This is a genomic window from Acidiphilium sp. PM, from assembly GCF_000219295.1.
GTDB classification, from domain to species: Bacteria; Pseudomonadota; Alphaproteobacteria; order Acetobacterales; family Acetobacteraceae; genus Acidiphilium; species Acidiphilium multivorum.
Genome location: NZ_AFPR01000152.1, coordinates 1 through 16,552 on the forward strand (window position 1 = coordinate 1; position 16,552 = coordinate 16,552).

At 68.7% G+C, this 16,552-nt stretch carries 16 protein-coding genes and 1 tRNA gene; 7 read left to right on the forward strand and 10 right to left on the reverse strand.

What is annotated here, in order from left to right:
• Nucleotides 1-160: 160 nt before the first annotated feature.
• Entirely contained in the window at nt 161-841 is a 681-nt protein-coding gene (locus tag APM_RS07405) for a hypothetical protein (protein ID WP_007422736.1), read from the reverse strand.
• On the reverse strand, nt 838-1,800 hold the full coding sequence (locus APM_RS07410; protein WP_035186357.1) for an Hsp33 family molecular chaperone HslO: 963 nt from the start codon (nt 1,798-1,800) through the stop codon (nt 838-840). The genes APM_RS07405 and APM_RS07410 overlap by 4 nt, the downstream gene beginning before the upstream one ends.
• A 144-nt stretch (nt 1,801-1,944) precedes the next feature.
• Here APM_RS07410 and rfaE1 point away from each other — a divergent pair, with 144 nt between their 5' ends.
• Together rfaE1 and APM_RS07420 are read left to right on the forward strand one after the other, a co-directional pair.
• A complete protein-coding gene (rfaE1, locus tag APM_RS07415) occupies nt 1,945-3,405 on the forward strand; it encodes a D-glycero-beta-D-manno-heptose-7-phosphate kinase (protein ID WP_007422737.1) in 1,461 nt (486 codons plus the stop codon).
• 180 nt (nt 3,406-3,585) lie between these two features.
• Nucleotides 3,586-4,458, forward strand: coding sequence for an ADP-polyphosphate phosphotransferase (locus APM_RS07420; protein WP_007422738.1), 873 nt, complete (start codon nt 3,586-3,588; stop codon nt 4,456-4,458).
• A gap of 7 nt (nt 4,459-4,465) precedes the next feature.
• Here the strand turns inward: APM_RS07420 and APM_RS07425 are convergent, their stop codons facing one another.
• Genes APM_RS07425 through APM_RS22560 form a run of 6 tightly spaced genes read right to left on the reverse strand, consistent with a single transcriptional unit; the run spans nt 4,466 to nt 8,973 of the window.
• Entirely contained in the window at nt 4,466-5,191 is a 726-nt protein-coding gene (locus APM_RS07425; RefSeq protein WP_371259405.1) for an ABC transporter ATP-binding protein, read from the reverse strand.
• The gene (locus APM_RS07430) at nt 5,185-5,970 is read right to left on the reverse strand and encodes an ABC transporter ATP-binding protein (protein ID WP_007422741.1); all 786 of its coding nucleotides are present in this window, start codon (nt 5,968-5,970) and stop codon (nt 5,185-5,187) included. The genes APM_RS07425 and APM_RS07430 overlap by 7 nt, the downstream gene beginning before the upstream one ends.
• A complete protein-coding gene (locus tag APM_RS07435) occupies nt 5,967-6,893 on the reverse strand; it encodes a branched-chain amino acid ABC transporter permease (protein ID WP_013639359.1) in 927 nt (308 codons plus the stop codon). Before APM_RS07435 ends, APM_RS07430 begins: the two co-directional genes overlap by 4 nt.
• Entirely contained in the window at nt 6,893-7,795 is a 903-nt protein-coding gene (locus APM_RS07440) for a branched-chain amino acid ABC transporter permease (protein WP_007422743.1), read from the reverse strand. Before APM_RS07440 ends, APM_RS07435 begins: the two co-directional genes overlap by 1 nt.
• 31 nt (nt 7,796-7,826) lie before the next feature.
• Entirely contained in the window at nt 7,827-8,780 is a 954-nt protein-coding gene (locus tag APM_RS07445) for a branched-chain amino acid ABC transporter substrate-binding protein (protein WP_371259406.1), read from the reverse strand.
• Nucleotides 8,692-8,973, reverse strand: a complete 282-nt coding sequence (locus tag APM_RS22560) for a hypothetical protein (RefSeq protein ID WP_241763123.1) — start codon at nt 8,971-8,973, stop codon at nt 8,692-8,694. The genes APM_RS07445 and APM_RS22560 overlap by 89 nt, the downstream gene beginning before the upstream one ends.
• A gap of 410 nt (nt 8,974-9,383) precedes the next feature.
• On the opposite strand from APM_RS22560, the gene APM_RS07450 reads away from it, so the two are divergent.
• Nucleotides 9,384-9,458 (forward strand) — tRNA-Gly (locus APM_RS07450).
• A 195-nt stretch (nt 9,459-9,653) separates the two neighbouring features.
• On the opposite strand, the gene pheT is transcribed toward APM_RS07450, so the two are convergent.
• Nucleotides 9,654-12,137: a phenylalanine--tRNA ligase subunit beta gene (gene pheT / locus APM_RS07455; RefSeq protein ID WP_007422747.1), complete on the reverse strand. Its 2,484-nt coding sequence runs from the start codon at nt 12,135-12,137 to the stop codon at nt 9,654-9,656.
• Complete coding sequence (gene pheS, locus APM_RS07460) at nt 12,134-13,207, reverse strand: phenylalanine--tRNA ligase subunit alpha (protein ID WP_007422748.1); 1,074 nt, start codon at nt 13,205-13,207, stop codon at nt 12,134-12,136. The genes pheT and pheS overlap by 4 nt, the downstream gene beginning before the upstream one ends.
• Nucleotides 13,208-13,222: 15 nt before the next feature.
• On the opposite strand from pheS, the gene APM_RS21430 reads away from it, so the two are divergent.
• From APM_RS21430 to tilS, 4 genes are all read left to right on the forward strand, one after another.
• Nucleotides 13,223-13,408 (forward strand): hypothetical protein, encoded by a 186-nt coding sequence (locus tag APM_RS21430; protein ID WP_138919176.1) that lies wholly within the window; start codon nt 13,223-13,225, stop codon nt 13,406-13,408.
• 688 nt (nt 13,409-14,096) lie between these two features.
• Entirely contained in the window at nt 14,097-14,600 is a 504-nt protein-coding gene (locus APM_RS07465; protein ID WP_007422749.1) for an OmpA family protein, read from the forward strand.
• Nucleotides 14,601-14,780: 180 nt separating this feature from the next.
• Complete coding sequence (locus tag APM_RS07470; protein ID WP_013639418.1) at nt 14,781-15,686, forward strand: tetratricopeptide repeat protein; 906 nt, start codon at nt 14,781-14,783, stop codon at nt 15,684-15,686.
• Between the two features lie 44 nt (nt 15,687-15,730).
• A partial coding sequence (gene tilS / locus APM_RS07475; protein WP_007422751.1) for a tRNA lysidine(34) synthetase TilS occupies nt 15,731-16,552 on the forward strand: 822 nt, incomplete at its 3' end.

Here is a 16,552-nt window from a genome sequence, read left to right on the forward strand (position 1 = left end):
CCCGGCCCGCTTCACACCCGCGCGCCGCCGGTCCCGTCCTGATCGCCTTCAGGTCGCGGCGATACCGCCGCGCTCCCCGGACATCGCGGCTAAACCGCCGCCCGGCTGCATCCCTCGGGGCGCGGCCCGCATCCGCCTGCCGGGCCGGAACGCCGCCCGGTCAGTCGTTCGACCCGCCGAGGCTCGTGCCGCTGGCCGGCCCATTCTGCCCGGCATCGGGGTTCGGCAAAGGCTGCGCGCTGATGCCCTGGTCGGGGCTGTAGTGCGGCGCCGCCATGCCGCCCACCTCGCCGGCGGGCGAATAGGCGAGCCAGTCGGGCAGGCTCCTCTGGATCTGGTATTGCAGCTCGACATTCATGCTGCTCATCATCGTCTTGGTCAGGTCGTAGAGCGCGGCGCGCATCCGGTCCGGCGACTCGTTCGTCGGCGCGGTCTCGCTGCGCGAGACGGTCGCCTCGGCATAGCCGACGCGCTGGCCGTTGCTGGTCCGCACGTTGAGATCGACCGTCATGGTGCCCACCAGCGTGTCGCCCACCTGGTGCAGCGAGGCCTGCCGGATGACGAACGAGGCCGAGCCGGGGCTGCCATTCGCCACCAGCCGCTCATGCGCCATGCGCTCCAGCACACGCGCCGGCGGCTCGGGGGCGAGGTCGATCATCTTCGCCGCGTCCGGTCCGGGCCGGTAATCGTCGCGGATGCGGATGCTGGCGACCTTCAGGGTGATCGGCGGGAGGTAGGAATAGTCGAGCCGGGCGAAGGTCGTCGGCGCCGGCGCCTCGGTGGCGCAGGCCGACAGCGCCAGCGGCGCCAGCACGATCCCGGCGAGGGCGAGGCGCCTCATGACGCGCCTCCCGGCTCGCCGGCCGAGGCGGCAGCGGCGATCTCGCCGCGCGGGAAGCGGAAATCGACATTGCAGAATTCGCACGTCATCGTGATGTCCCCGTCGATGGTCATGTGATCGAGATCGTCTCCGGAAAACCCGCCCAGCACGTCCGAGAGCCGGGCGCGCGAGCAGCGGCAGCCATAGGCGAGCGGCCGCGGCCGGTCCACCGCGACGCCCTCGCCGTGAAACAGCCGGTAGAGCACGCGCTCCGGCGGCAGCGTGTCGTCCAGCAGTTCCTCGTCGGTGATCGTCGCGGCGAGGATCTTCGCGGTGCGCCAGGCTTCCTCCTGCTCGGCCTCGCTCACCGCGGGGTCGATGCCGCCGGCGCCGGCGATCCGCTCGATCACCAGCGCCGCGGCGCGCCAGCCCGCCGGCGTCTCGGCGGCGGCGAGGTGGATCTGGCAGGGCAGCTGCTCGGAGGTCTCGAAATAATGATGCGCCATGTCCGCCAGGCTCTCGCCCTCGAGCGAGACGATGCCCTGGTGGCGCTCCATGTCCGGCCCCTGGTCCACCGTGAAGGCGAGGTAGCCGTCGCCCATCATCGCCCGCGCGGTGGCCTCTTCCGGCAGCGCGATCTCGTCGGACAGCCGGGCATAGCCGCGCAGCGCCCCGCCATCGGTGCAGTCGGCGAGCAGCAGCGGCACGGCGCCGTCGCCCTTGGCCTGGAGCGAGAAACTGCCGGTGAATTTCAGCGCGGTGGCGAGGCTGGCGACCAGCGCCAGCGCCTGGCCGAGCAGGGCGCGCACGTCGGGCGCGTGGTCGTGCCGGGTCAGCAGCGCGTCGGCGAGCGGGCCGAGCCGCACCAGCCGGCCGCGAACCGGCTGATTCGGGAGGAAAAACGGCGTGACACCGCGGGGCACGGCAATATCGGGCACGTCGGGCCGGGTGCGATCGAGAAAGGGCGGCAATTCGGTCATGGCCGTTAAATAGAGGCACTGCGCCCGTTTTGCCATCGCCGGCGGCGCGGCGCGCGATGCTGCGATGCAAAATCGCCGGCGGCGCGGCGGGTCGACCTCACGAAACCGCTTGCCCGACGCCGCCGCGCAAGCTAGCGAGGCAGCATGGCTGAGCATGATGATGGCGATCTGATCGCCGCGATCCGGGGGCTGGCGCGGGCGAACGTTCTTGTGGTGGGCGACCTGATGCTCGACCGCTACGCCTATGGGCGCGTCGAACGGATCAGCCCGGAGGCGCCGGTGCCGATCCTGACCGTGACGCGCGAGATCGCGATGCCGGGCGGGGCGGGCAACGTGGTGCGCAACCTCACCGCGCTCGATGCGGCGGCCGCCTTCGTCTCGGTGGTGGGCGACGACCAGGAAGGCTCCGACCTCACCGCGCTGATCGGCGGCCAGCCGAATGTCGAGCCCTGGCTGCTGGTGGAAACCGGCCGGGCGACGACGGTGAAGACGCGCTACATCGCCGCCGGCCAGCATCTGATCCGCGCCGACCGCGAACTGGTGATGCCGCTGACCGACAAGCTCGGCGAACGCCTGCTCAAGATCGCCTCCGACGCGATGGCGGCGACCTCGGTCACCGTGCTGTCGGATTATCGCAAGGGCGTGCTGGCGCCCACGATCGCGCGCAACCTGATCGCCAGCGCCCGCTCGATCGGCCGCACCGTGATCGTCGATCCCAAGGGGGCGGACTGGTCGCACTATGCCGAGGCCGACGTGATCACGCCGAACCGCCGCGAACTCGCCGAAGCGGTCGGGCGCGACCTGCCGGACGAGGCCGCCATCGTCGGGGCGGCGCGCGAGGTGATCGGCCGGTTCGGCTTCGGCGCGGTGCTCTGCACCCGCTCCGAGGACGGGATGAGCCTCGTGACCGTCGATACGGTCCGGCATTATCCGGCCGAGGCCGCGGAAGTCTACGACGTCTCCGGCGCCGGCGACACGGTGGTCGCGGTGCTCGCGGCGGGGCTGGCGAGCGGCCTGCCGCTCGAGATCGCGGCGCGGCTGTCGAACATCGCCGGCGGCCTCGTGGTGGGCAAGGTCGGCACCGCCGTCGCCCGGCCGGACGACCTGGTCGACGCGGTGAAGCCGGCCTCCGGCGCGCTGCGCAAGGTCGTCACCAGGCAGGCCGCCGCCGAGGCCGCCGAGCGCTGGCGCCAGCGCGGCTGGCGCATCGGCTTCACCAATGGCTGTTTCGACCTGCTGCACCCCGGCCATGTGCATCTGCTCGAACAGGCGCGCGCCGGGTGCGACCGTCTCGTCGTCGGCCTGAACGCCGACAGTTCGGTGCGCCGGCTCAAGGGCGCGACGCGCCCCGTCCAGCCCGAGGCGGCGCGCGCCGCCGTGCTCGCCTCGCTCGCCAGCGTCGACCTCGTCGTGATCTTCGAGGAGGACACGCCGCTCGACCTGCTCTCGGCGATCCGGCCCGATGTCCTGGTCAAGGGCGCGGACTACACGCACGATACCGTGGTCGGCGCGCGCGAGGTCGAGTCCTGGGGCGGGCGCGTCATGCTCGCCGAGCTGCTGCCCGGCCATTCCACCACGGCAACGGTCACCCGCCTGCGCAGCTGAACGGCGCCGGCGCGCTTGCATCCCGCGCCGTCCCGCCCCCATATCGGTGTCTGGTCCTGTTAACCGGGCGCCGTTCCCGGAACGATCCGGCGGACACGGACATGTGCCGGCTTTGCCGAAAGCCCGCGCTGCGGTGGTCCCGTCCGGTCGCGTCGCGGCGCCGCATTCCGGAGTGTCGCCATGGCCGTCAATTCCCGGCAGTTCCGCATTCACCCGAGCGTTCCCGTCGACCTGTCGTCCTGGCCGACAGCCATCGACCCGCTCTTCGATTCGAAGCACGACTACCGCGCGGAACTGGATGACCACATCAAGCGGCTCAGCGAGATGCAGCAGCTGCTCTACGCCTCGAACCGCCATGCCGTGCTGATCATCTTCCAGGCGATGGACGCGGCCGGCAAGGATGGCGCGATCAAGCATGTGATGTCCGGCGTCAATCCGCAGGGCTGCCAGGTCTTCAGCTTCAGGCACCCGAGTGCCATGGAACTCCAGCACGACTTCCTCTGGCGCACGACGCGCAACCTGCCCGAGCGGGGGCGGATCGGCATCTTCAACCGCTCCTATTACGAGGAGGTGCTGATCGCGCGCGTGCATCCCGAGATCCTCGCCAACGAGGGCGTGCCGGAACCGCCGTCGGGGGTCGGCTCGATCTGGGAGCACCGCTACCGCTCGATCAACGATCTCGAACGCCACCTCTCCGGGAACGGCACGAAGATCGTCAAGATCTTCCTGCACATCTCGAAGGAGGAGCAGTTGCGCCGGCTGATCGCCCGGATCGACGATCCCTCGAAGAACTGGAAGTTCAGCACCGCCGACGTCGAGGAGCGGAAATTCTGGAACGACTACATGGCGGCGTATCAGGACTGCCTGAACGCGACCAGCACGGTCGAGGCGCCCTGGTACGCGGTGCCGGCGGATGACAAGCGCAACGCCCGCCTCATCATCTCGAACATCCTGCTGGAGACGATGCAGGAGCTCGACATGAACTATCCCGAGGTGAGCAGCAAGCGGAAGAAGGAGCTCGCCCGCATCCGCGAGGATCTCGCGAAATCCTGACGCGCCGTCAGGCCTTCCTGCGCTCGCCACCCAGATAGGCGGCCTGCACCTCGGGCGAGGTCAGCAGCGTCTTCGCGTTGTCCTCGATGACGAAGCGGCCGACCTCGAGCACGTAGCCGCGATCGGCGAGTTTCAGCGCGCTGCGGGCGTTCTGCTCGACGATCAGGATGGTGACGCCGCTATTCGCGATCTCGCGCAGGGTGCGGAAAATGCCCTGCACGATGATCGGCGCGAGGCCGAGGCTCGGCTCGTCGAGCAGCAGCAGGCGGGGCTTCGCCATCAGCGCCCGGCCGATCGCCAGCATCTGCTGTTCGCCGCCGGACATCGTGCCGGCGAGCTGGCCGCGCCGCTCGGCGAGGCGGGGGAACATCTGCAGCACGAAGTCGAGCGAGCCGGCAACCTCGCCCGCCGGGCGGGTGAAGGCGCCGAGGCGGAGATTCTCCATCACGCTCAGCGTGCCGAACACGCGCCGCCCCTCGGGCGACTGGGCGATGCCGAGGCGGACGATGCGGTCCGCCCCGAGGCGGGTGATGTCGGTCCCCTCGAAGACGATCGAGCCGCCGCGCGGCGTCAGCAGCCCCGAGATCGTGCGCATCAGCGTGGTCTTGCCGGCGCCGTTGGCGCCGAGGATCGCCACGATCTCGCGCGTTTCCACCCGCAGCGAGACGCCCTTCAGCGCCTCGATCTGACCGTAATTGACCTTGAGGTCGGCGATTTCGAGCAGGCTCACGATACGCCCTCCTCCTCGTCGTCATCGCGCCCGAGATAGGCCTCGATCACCTGCGCGTCGTTGCGGATGTCGTCCGGCCCGCCCTCGGCGATCTTCTGGCCGAAATTGATCACCACGATCTTGTCGGCGACGCTCATCACCACGTTCATGTCGTGCTCGACCAGCAGTACGGTGATGCCGCTGTCGCGGATGCCGAAGATCGTCTCGCTGAGAGCGGCCGATTCATTGTCGTTCAGGCCGGCGGCCGGCTCGTCGAGAATGATCATCTTGGGATCGGCCGCCAGCGTGCGGGCAAGTTCGACGCGGCGCTGCACGCCGTAGGGCAGCGAGACCGCGCGGTCATGCGCGAACCGGTCGAGATCGAGCCGGCGCAGGATGTCGTGCGCGCGCTCGGCCAGTTCAGCCTCCTCCCGCCGCTGCGACGGCAGGCTGAGCAGCCCCTGCCACCAGTGCTGGCGCACCCGCAGGTGGCAGCCGGCGCGGACGTTTTCCAGCACCGACATTTCGGGAAACAGCCGGATGGTCTGGAAGGTCCGCATGATGCCGGCGGCGGCGACGAGATGCGGGCGGCGGGCGGTGATGTCGTGCCCCTCGAAGCGGATGCTGCCCTCGGTCGGCCGGTAGACGCCGGTGATCATGTTGAACACGGTCGTCTTGCCGGCGCCGTTCGGCCCGATCAGGGCGACGATCTGCCCCTTGTCGACGGTGAAGGAGAGCCTGTCGACCGCGCGCAGCCCGCCGAAGCGGATGCCGACCCCATGGAGTTCGAGCAGCGCGCTCATGCCCGCGCCCCCCGCCGCGGCCACAGGCCCTGCGGGCGCAGCACCATCACCAGGATCATCGCGAAGCCGAAGACCAGGTAGCGGTATTGCGCGAAGTCGCGGAAGACCTGGGGCAGCACGAACATCAGCGCGGTGCCGAGCAGCACGCCGGGAATCGAGCCCTGGCCGCCGACGATGACGATGGCGAACAGCGTCACCGATTCGGTGAACTTGAAGGAGGACGGGCTGACCGTGGAGAGCTGCACCGCGAATAGCGTGCCGGCGAGCCCGGCGAGCCCGGCGCCGATGGCGAAGGCGAGCGTCTTCACCTTGCGCGGATTGACGCCGATCGTCGTCGCGGCGAGTTCGTCCTGCTTGAGATAGCGCAGCGCGCGGCCGAATTCCGAGCCGTCGAGATTGCGCATCAGCACCAGCACGATGCCGAGCACCACCCAGTCGAGCCAGTACATCGCGCTCTGGCTCTCGATCGGCAGGCCGAACAGCGAGGGCACGCCGATGCCGGTGATGCCGTCCGACCCGCCGGTGAGGCCGAACAGGTTGTTCTGCATCGCCAGCACGAAGATCGCGTTGAAGCCGATGCTGGCGACCAGCAGGTAGTCGCCGCGCAGGCGGATCAGCGGGGCGGCGAGCAGGGCGCCGAAGGCGGCGGCGAGCAGGATGGCGAAGGGGATGGTGAGAAAGATCGGCCAGTCGAAGGTGACGTTCAGGATCGCCGTGACATAGGCGCCGATGCCGAAATAGACGGCGTGCCCCATGTCGAACATGCCGGCGCGGCCGAGAATGATGTCTTCCGACAGGGCGACGATGCCGTAGATCGCGAAGATCGCGGCGACGGAGACCCAGGCGCTGTTCAGCGCGAGCGGCAGGAACAGGCCGAGGATCCAGACGGCGATGCCGGTGTTGCGGGTTGCGGACGCGCTCATCACACCTTCTCCGCGACGCGTTCGCCCAGGAGTCCCGAAGGCCGGACCAGCAGGATTCCGATCAGCAGCGCGAAGGTGATCGCGTCCTGCCATGAGCTGGAGATGTAGCCGGCGGCGAAGGCGTTGAAGAGGCCGAGCAGGATGCCGCCGAGCATCGCCCCCGGAATGTTGCCGATGCCGCCAAGGATGGCGGCGATGAAGGCGTAGAGCCCGTAGGTCCAGCCCATGGTGAAATAGACTTCGCGGTAATAGACGCCGATGAATAGCCCGCCGACCGCGCCGAGCGCCGGGCCGATGATGAAGACGCTGGCGATCACTCGGTTGACGTTGATGCCCATCAGCCGCGCGGCGTCCTGGTCGATCGCCGCGGCGCGGATCGCGGTGCCGAAGCGGGTGTGGTTCACGAACAGGTAGAGCGCCGCCATCAGCAGGAAGGAGACGATGATGATCATCACCTGCACGAAGCTGATCGAGGCGCCGGCGATGTGATAGGTCGTCGTCGGCAGCAGGCCCGAGGGGAACACGCTGACCTGGGGGCTCCAGATCAGCATGATTCCGTTCTCGATCAGCAATGACGCGCCAAGTGCCGAGACCACGGCGGCGAGGCGATCCGCCTTGCGCAGCGGCCGGTAGGCGGCGAGTTCGAGCACGACGCCGGCCACCGCCACCACCACGATCGCCGCGACGAAGGCGAGGATCAGCAGGGCGGCGCCGGGATGGCCGGCACCGCCGAGCGAGGTGAGGAAGGTGAGGCCGATGAAGGCGCCGAGGATGCAGAGATCGCCGTGGGCGAAGTTGATCAGGCGCATCACGCCATAAACCATCGTGTAGCCCAGCGCGATGAGCGCGTAGATGCCTCCGACCGTCAGGCCGTTGAAGACCTGCTGGATGAACGTTCCCATAACGAAACCTCCCCCCGGCGCGACCGGCCCGTCAGCCGGCCTTGGGCGCCGGATAGACGATCTTGTAGCTGCCGTCGGCCTGCACCTCGAAGGCGGTGAACGGGCTGCCGACGCGCTCGCCCTTGTCGTTCCAGCGGAACTGGCCGGTCAGGCCGTCGAAGCTCTTCATCGTGTGCAGGTAGTGCTCGAGCTTCGCCGGCTTGACGCTCTTGGTCTGCTCGATCGCCTGCATCACCGCGCGCATGCCGTCGGCGTTGGTGAGGGTGAAGACCGAGGGCGGGCTCTGGTGATATTTCGCCTTGTAGGCGGCGACGAAGGCCTTGGCGGTGGGGTAGGGGAGCTGTTCCGGACCGGGCACGTTGACGATGATGGCGCCCTTCGCCGCGGAGCCGGCGATCTTGCCGAAGGCGACGTTCTGGTTGGCGTCGCCGCCGACGAAGGTCGCGGTGATGCCAAGCTGGGCCATCTGCGCCTTGATCAGGCCGCCATCCGAATAGTAGCCCGAGAAATAGATCGCATCCGGCTTCAGCGCCTTCAGCTTGGTCAGCACCGGGGTGAAGTTCTGCGAGCCGGCGGTGATGAAGGCCTTGTCGATCACCTTGCCATGGTCGGCCTTGATGTTCTTGATGACCGCATCGGCGAGGCCGGTGGCGAAGCTCGAATGGTCGGTCAGCACGGCGATGCGCTTGAAGTGGCGGACATCGATCAGGTATTTCGCGGTGAACTTCGCCTCCGCGCTGTTCGGCGCCGCGTTGCCGAACCAGGTCTTGTAGCCGCGCGAGAGCAGCTTGTTGCTGGTGCCGTCCGAGGTCTGGATGACGTTCGAGCGCGCATAGATCGGCTCGGCCGCGAGTGCCGCGCCGCTGGTGTAGGAGCCGATCACGGCGATCACGCCGTCATTCACGAGCTGGCGCGCGCAGATGGCGGCCTGGGAGGCCTTGCCCTCGTCGTCGCAGACCTTGACCTCGATCTTGCGGCCCAGCAGGCGCGCCCTTGGCGTTCTGCTGGTCGGCGAGCAGCTTCACGGCCTTCTCGATGCCCTGGCCCTCATCGGCATAGGTGCCGGTGATGGGCGCCTGCACGCCGATCTTGATCGGCCCGGAGGCCGCGTGGGCAATGCCATACGGCGCCGCCAGAGCAACGGCCGCCGCGAGCCCGATCCCCATCTTACGAATCATCCTGATCTCCTTTTTTGATTGATTGGTCCGAGCCTGTCGCAACAGGATCGGCTTGGCAACCTTCCAGCCACGGATCGACCGCCCAGTCGGCCGCCAATCCGGCGGCCGGGCGCAAGCGGCCCGACGGTCTTCCAGCAGGAAATGCCGGTTCGACGCAACCGGCGATGCCGCAAGTGCCGCCCGGGAGCCAGCACAAGCCGGCGAGGGGCGGAAACCCGATCCACATCCTGTGGGCGAGGCGGAAGATTTTTCACGAATCCGCGATGTCGGCAAATCTGCGCGAAAGGTCGAGAAGTTTCTCATGGTTAAATATAATCGGCCAAACTTGGACGCGACCCAGCCGCCCGATTTTGATGGAGGGGACCGCTTGCCAAGCCGAACGAACCTGAGTAATAGCGCCTTCACGGAGCGCGGGCGTAGCTCAGGGGTAGAGCACAACCTTGCCAAGGTTGGGGTCGAGGGTTCGAATCCCTTCGCCCGCTCCAGATTTCAAACATACTTCCGGTATCTGAAGCGAACGAGTTGCGGTGATGTCGCTCGTCGTTTTCGCGCGCCGTCACATCCTGGCGCTGTCACCTGCCCGTGGGACAGTTTCATCACGTCGGCAGAATGCCTGGCGCGCGGCGGGGCGGCCGCGCGCCAGGGGGCGATGCCTGTAACCCCGGCGCCGGGGCGGCGCGTCAGCCGCGCAGCGTCGCCCCGGTTGCCTTGGCCACCGCCGCGACGATCTTCGCCGAAACGGCCTCGATCTCCGCGTCCGTGAGGCTTGCCTCGCGCGGTTGCAGGGTGACCGCGACGGCGAGCGACACCTTCCCCTCCGGCAGTTTCTCGCCGGCGTAGCGGTCGAATAACGCGACGTTGGTGATCAGCGTGCGCTCGGCGCCCTTCGCCGCGCGCAGCACGGCCTCGGCCGTTACCGTGGCATCGGCGATGAAGGCGAAGTCGCGGCGGAGCGGCTGGAACTGCGGCAGCGACGGCGCGGCCTTGCGCCGCCGCTTCGGATCGGCGATCGCGCCCAGATCCAGCTCGAACGCCACGCTGCCTTCCGGCAGGTCGAGCGCGGCGCATAGCGACGGGTGCAGCGCGCCGAACCAGCCGAGCCGGGTCTTCGGCCCCTGGCGCAGCGTGCCCGAGCGGCCCGGATGATAATGCGCCGGCGCGTCGGCCGTCACCGTCACCGCATCGAGCGGGACGCCGAGTTCGCCGAGCACGGCGATGGCGTCCGCCTTGGCATCCCACAGATCGGCCGGGCGCGCCGGCTCGACCCAGGACAGCGGGGTCCGTCCGGCGCGCAGCCCCGCGGCGACGAGATCCTGCCCGTCTGGCGAGACGTCGCGATAGGCCGGGCCGATCTCGAAGAGCGCGATGTCGCCATGGCCGCGGGCGGCATTGCGCGCGGCGGCGAGGGCGATGGTCGCCAGCGGGGTCGGCCGCATCTGGTCGAGATCGGCGGCGATCGGGTTCTTCAGCGCGAGCGTGGCGGGGGTTGCGCCGAATCGCCCGGCGGTCGCGCGGTCGAGGAAGCTGAAGGTCACGCATTCGGCCATGCCGCGCGCGGCGAGAACGCGGCGGGCGCGCACCGTGCGGGCCTGGCGCGGGGTGAGCGAGGCCGAGGGCACCGGTGCCGCGCCGGGCAGCGAGACCGGCTCGATCCGGTCCAGCCCATCGATCCGCAGCACTTCCTCGATCAGGTCGACTTCCGGCTCGATCGTCCGTGCGCCGAGGCGAGCGGCCTCGGCGGTCGCCGCGGCGAGGCCGCCATGCTGGTCGAGCGCGCTGCCGCCGGGCAGGTCGGCCGCCGCGATATCGTTGCGCCAGCTCGGCACCGCGACGGTGATCGACGCCGCATCGCGGGCGACGCCGGTAAAGCCGAGCCGGTCGAGGATGTCCGCGGCGCGGTCGGGTGTGACGGTCGAGTGGCCGAAACTGGCGAGGCGCTCGAAGCGCATCGTCGCGGTGCGGTGCCAGTCGGGCTTCGCCCCCGCCTCGGTGATCTCCGAGGCGGTGCCGCCGCACAGCTCGATCACCATCGCGGTCGCCGCATCGAGGGCGGCGGGCAGCAGCGCGAAATCGATGCCGCGCTCGAAGCGCTGCCGCGCGTCGGAATGGATGCCGGTGCGCTGGCCGGTGAGGGCGATCCGCACCCGGTCGAACAGGGCGCATTCGATGAACACGTCCCGCGTGGTCTCGTCGCACCCCGTCGCCTCGCCGCCGACGATCCCGGCGAGCGACTGCGCGCCCGCCGCATCGGCGATGACGCAGTCATCCGCCGTCGCGGTCACGTCCCTGCCGTGCAGGCCGCGGAAGCTTTCCCCCGCGCCGCGCCGCAGGGTGAGTGCGTCGCCGGCAATCTTGCCGACGTCGAACACATGCAGCGGCCGGCCGAGATCGAGGGTGAAGAAATTGGTGATGTCGACCAGCGCGTTGATCGGCCGCAGCCCGACCGATTCGAGGCGACGCTTCAGCCAGTCCGGGCTTTCGCCGTTGCGCACGCCGCGCACGGTGCGCCCGAGCACCCAGGGGCAGGCTTCCGGATAGGCGTTCTGCCAGGCAATCGAGCTCGCCCCGGCTGCGGCGATAGGCGGCGGCGCCCAGGGCTTCAGCGTGCCGAGCCCGGCGGCGGCGAGATCGCGCGCGACGCCGCGCACCGCGAAGGCATCGCCGCGATTGGGTGTGACGCCGATCTCGATCACCGGATCGTCGAGCCCGGCCCAGCGGGCATAGGGCGTGCCCACCGGCGCGTCGTCCGGCAGGTCGATGATGCCGTCATGGCTGTCGCCGAGGCCGAGTTCGCGCTCGGAGACCAGCATCCCGGCCGAGGGAACGCCGCGGATCTCGCCGACCTTGAGCGTGATGCCGGTGCCCGGCACGAAACTGCCCGGCGGCGCGAAGACGGCGCGCATGCCGGTGCGCGCGTTCGGCGCGCCGCAGACCACGCTGACCTCGGTGCCGTCGCCGGGATCGACGCGGCAGACCCGCAGCCGGTCGGCGTTCGGGTGCTGCGTCGCCTCGATCACGCGGGCGATGCGGAACGGCGCGAGGCTCGCGCCCCGATCGGCGATGCTCTCCACCTCCAGCCCGATGGCGGACAGCGTTTCGGCGATGGCATCGAGCGAGGCATCGGTGTCGAGATGCGTCTTGAGCCAGGAGAGGGTGAATTTCATCGTGCGTCCCCTTCGTGCAGGGTCACCGGCGCCAGCGGCGAGGTGCCATAATGCGCGAGCCAGCGCACGTCGCTCTCATAGAAAGTACGGAGGTCGGGGATACCGTGCTTGAGCATGGTGATGCGCTCGACCCCCATGCCGAAGGCGAAGCCCTGGAATTCTCGCGGGTCGAGCCCGCAATTCGCCAGCACGTTGGGATGGATCATGCCGGCGCCGAGGATTTCCAGCCAGTCGCTGCCGCCGCCGATCTCGCCGGACTTGCGGTCCCAGGCGATGTCGACCTCCATCGAGGGTTCGGTGAAGGGGAAATAGCTGGAGCGGAAGCGGGCCTTGAGGTCCGGCCGCTCGAAGAAGGCGCGCAGGAAGTCGATCAGGCAGCCCTTGAGATGGGCGAGGGTGATCCCGCGGTCGATCACCAGCCCCTCGCATTGGTGGAACATCGGGCTGTGCGTGGCGTCGTGGTCCGAACGGTAGGTGCGGCCCGGCACGATCACGCGGATCGGCGGCGTCTCGGCCAGCATGGTGCGGATCTGCAGCGGCGAGGTGTGGGTGCGCAGCACGACGGGGCGGCTGCCGGCCGCAGCGTCGAGATAGAACGTGTCCATCATCGCCCGGGCCGGGTGGTGCGAGGGGATGTTGAGGGCGCCGAAATTGTGCCAGTCATCCTCGATGTCCGGTCCTTCCTTCACGCCGAAGCCCATGGCGCCGAACAGGGCGGTGAGTTCCTCCATGGTGCGCGAGATCGGGTGGATCGTGCCGGCGCGGTCGGGCCGGCCGGGAAGCGTGACGTCGATGCGCTCGGCGGCGAGCCGCGCGGCGAGGGCTTCCGCCTCCAGCACCGCCCGGCGCGCATCGAGCGCGGCCGAGATGGCGGTCTTGAGCGCGTTCACCTCGGCGCCGACGCGCTTGCGTTCGTCCGGCGTCAGGCTGCCGAGCGTCTTGAGCAGCGCTGTGACCTGCCCGGTCTTGCCGAGCAGGGCGATACGGACGGCGTCGAGCGCAGCCGGATCGCCGGCGGCGGCGATGGCTGTGCGGGCTTGGGATTCGATGGTCGGCAGATCGTCGGACATGGCCGCGCAGGGAGCGTGAAGCGGGCGAAATGTCAAGCAAACGCGGCGCATGGCGCGGGCGGCAAGAAAAAACCTCCGGACGAGGCCCGGAGGTTTTCAGCAGCTGATAAAATCGCGATTAAAAAAGAACCGAAGGCATTGAAACCTGTTTTGCAAGCAGCGGAAGTCGCGGTCACCGATCGGACCAGGGATATTCCCTGATGTGTGCCAGAGGTTGCAACCCCTGCGCGTATCGAAAAACATCCGGTTCGGGACGGAGTCCGCGGTAATTTGTTGTTAAGGAGGTGGATAGAACGTTAATTGCGATCAATCTATATATCAAAGGTAGAAAACTCGGCGACAGGCAGTTTTATTTTCATTAAATTAGATCAAAACATGAGGCAGAATTTTATTTAAAAAACGAGCGTGACCGGTTAGAACGCGGTCACGCTCGAAGTTCGAGCCGGCAGATTTCGCCAGCTTTCAGGGAGGAAACGGAGACCAACGGCCTCTCTTTCCGTTTAGTGTTCAAAAGTTAATAATAAGTTTTCAGGGCGGAATATTTCATGTCCTTCTGTCATCAAAGATGCAGTTTTGCTGACAGGCTGTGTCAAAAAAGTCGCGTTGCCGGGAAATGACATCCAATCACGGGCGGATGATCGGCTTTGCCCCGAAAGCCCGCTTGAACGGTCTTCGCAATGTGAATAGATGATTGTTACGCGAAATGGTCAGGCCGAAATATCGGCCCGGACGTTTGCGCCGGTTGGTTCAACCGGTTGACGGGGCTTGGTCCGGCAGCGGATCAGGTTGCGCTGTCGGCCGGCGAACCAGCGTCTCGGCTACCAGTTTCCACGTATCGGCATGACGCCGGTGCGTCAAATCACAGGCACCCAACATCGGGACGGTACACATGAATATCAAAGCTCTGGGCGCACTCGCGGCTGTTGCCCTGCTTGCGGCGTGCTCCAACGCCCCCAAGACCACTGCCATGGCGACTGGTTCCGGCGCGACCGCCGCGCAGTCCGGGCCGGCTCCGGGCAGCGAGCAGCAGCTTGTGGCCGACGTGGGCGACCGCGCCTTCTTCGGCTTCAACAAGTCCAACCTGACCGGCGCCGACAAGGCGACGCTCGACCGCCAGGCGAGCTGGCTCGCGAAATACCCGAATGTCGACGTGCTGATCGCCGGCAATGCCGACCCGCGCGGCACCGAGGCCTACAACCTCGCGCTCGGCGCGCGCCGCGCCCATGCCGCGCGTGATTACCTGGTCGCCAAGGGCGTCGCCGCGTCGCGCATCCAGACCGTTTCCTACGGCAAGTCGTGCCTGGTTTCGCCGGGCAACACCGAGCAGGACTACGCGCAGGACCGCGTGGCCATCACCTCGGTGCAGGGTTTCAACCCGCAGCACTGCCACTGACCATTCCGCCGGGGCACAAGCTCCGGACGGCGTGACGGAATCGATCGGCGGCCCGGCTCATCCGGGCCGCCGATTTGCTTTCCGCGGCCCCGGTGCTTCAATGCCGCCGCCGGTTGCACTACATACGCGCGGGGCGCATTCCGGCGCGCCCGCAGAACGAGGAAACCGATGCGCCGTCCCATGCTGAAGACCCTGTACGCCGCCGGTGTCGCCGTGGCGATCCTTCTCCCCGCCGCGGCCCGGGCCCAGATGATCACGAGTCGCGAGGGGATCGCCCTCGAAAACCAGATCCTGGAACTGAAGCACCAGATCCGGACCATGCAGACGGGGGGCGGGAATGGCAGCTCGGTGCTCGGCGCGCCCGCGCCCTCCGCGCCGGAGCGTTCGGGCCAGGCGCCATCGAGCGATCTCGTGGCCTCGCTTCTCGATCGTGTCCATACGCTGAACGGCGAGGTTCAGGACCTGCGTGGCCGGGTCGACACGCTGGAGCACGAGGTCGCCACCCAGCATGACGAGATCAAGCAGGAAATCGGCAACCTGAAGTTCCAGCTCGAGCAGGGCGGCAAGCCGGGCTTCCAGACGCCGGCGAATGCCGCGGAGGGCGCGCCCCCGGCCGCGCCGTCATCGGCGCAAGAGCCGCACACCCTTGGCACGTTGCCGCGGGAGCCGGCCCGACCGACGCCGGAGACGGCCGCGCCCGCGCGCGCCGAGGCCTCGCTCGGAGCGGCGAGGGCGGCCCTGTCCCATCACGACTACAGGGCGGCGGAAGCCGATGCCCATGCCGTGATCGCCAAACAGGGCAAGCAGGCCGGCCATGGCGAGGCTTCGCTCATTCTCGCGCAGTCGCTGTTCCATCAGGGGCGGCATCAGGAGGCCGCGATCGCCTTCGACGATGCCTATAATGCCGATCGGGCCGGGCCGCACGCGCCCGATGCGCTGCTCGGCCTCGCGAATTCGCTCACCGCGATCCATCAGAATCAGGAAGCCTGCGACACGCTCGACTCGCTGACCAGCCAGTTCTCGTCGCCGTCGCCGTCGCTCAAGGCCCGGGTCGAGGCGGCGCGGCGAAGGGCCGCCTGCCACTGACCGCAGCCGAGGCCGACGGCCTGGGCCGCCATTTCGCCCGCGTGATGGCCGCGCTCGGGCCGTTCGGCGCGGCGCCGCGCGTGGCGGTCGGCGTGTCCGGCGGCGCGGACAGCATGGCCCTGACTTTGCTCGCCGCCTCCTGGGCACGGGAGCGCGGCGGCGACTGTCTCGGGCTCATCGCCGATCATGGCTTGCGTCCGGAATCGGCGGACGAAGCCTCCCTGACCGGGCGGCGACTGGCCGCGCTCGGCATCGGCTACCGGATCCTCCGCCTTCAGCTCGGTCCGGGCCCGGCCCTGCAGGCCCGCGCCCGCGACGCCCGCCACGCGTCCCTTGCGGCGGCGGCGCGCGGCGCGGGGATCGTGCATCTCCTGCTCGGCCATCATGCCGGCGATCAGGATGAATTGCGGGCGATGCGGGCGGCGCGCGGCCCGCGCGGGTTGGCGGGAATGGCTGGGTTTGCCGCGCGCGACGACATCGTGATCCTGCGCCCGCTGCTCGGGACGGACCCCGCCGTGCTACGGCAATTCCTGAGCGGACGGGGCATCGGCTGGGTCGAGGATCCGTCCAATGCCGATGCGCGTTTCGAGCGAGTCCGGGTCCGGGCCACGCGGCGGCAAGCGGCCTTGGTGCCTCCGTCGCTCGATGCGGATCGCCGGGCCGCCGCCGAACGCGATGTGGCGGCAACACTCGCCCAGAACGTTTCCCTCCGCCCGGAAGGCTGGGCGATCGTCCGCGCGGCGTCGCTCCCGGTGGAGGCGCTGGCCGTGCTGTTCCGCGTTCTCGGCGGCGCGGCCTATCCGCCGGCCCGGGCCGCGCTGGAACGCCTCGCGCCGGAATTGCGCCCGGCGACGCTGGGTGGCGTG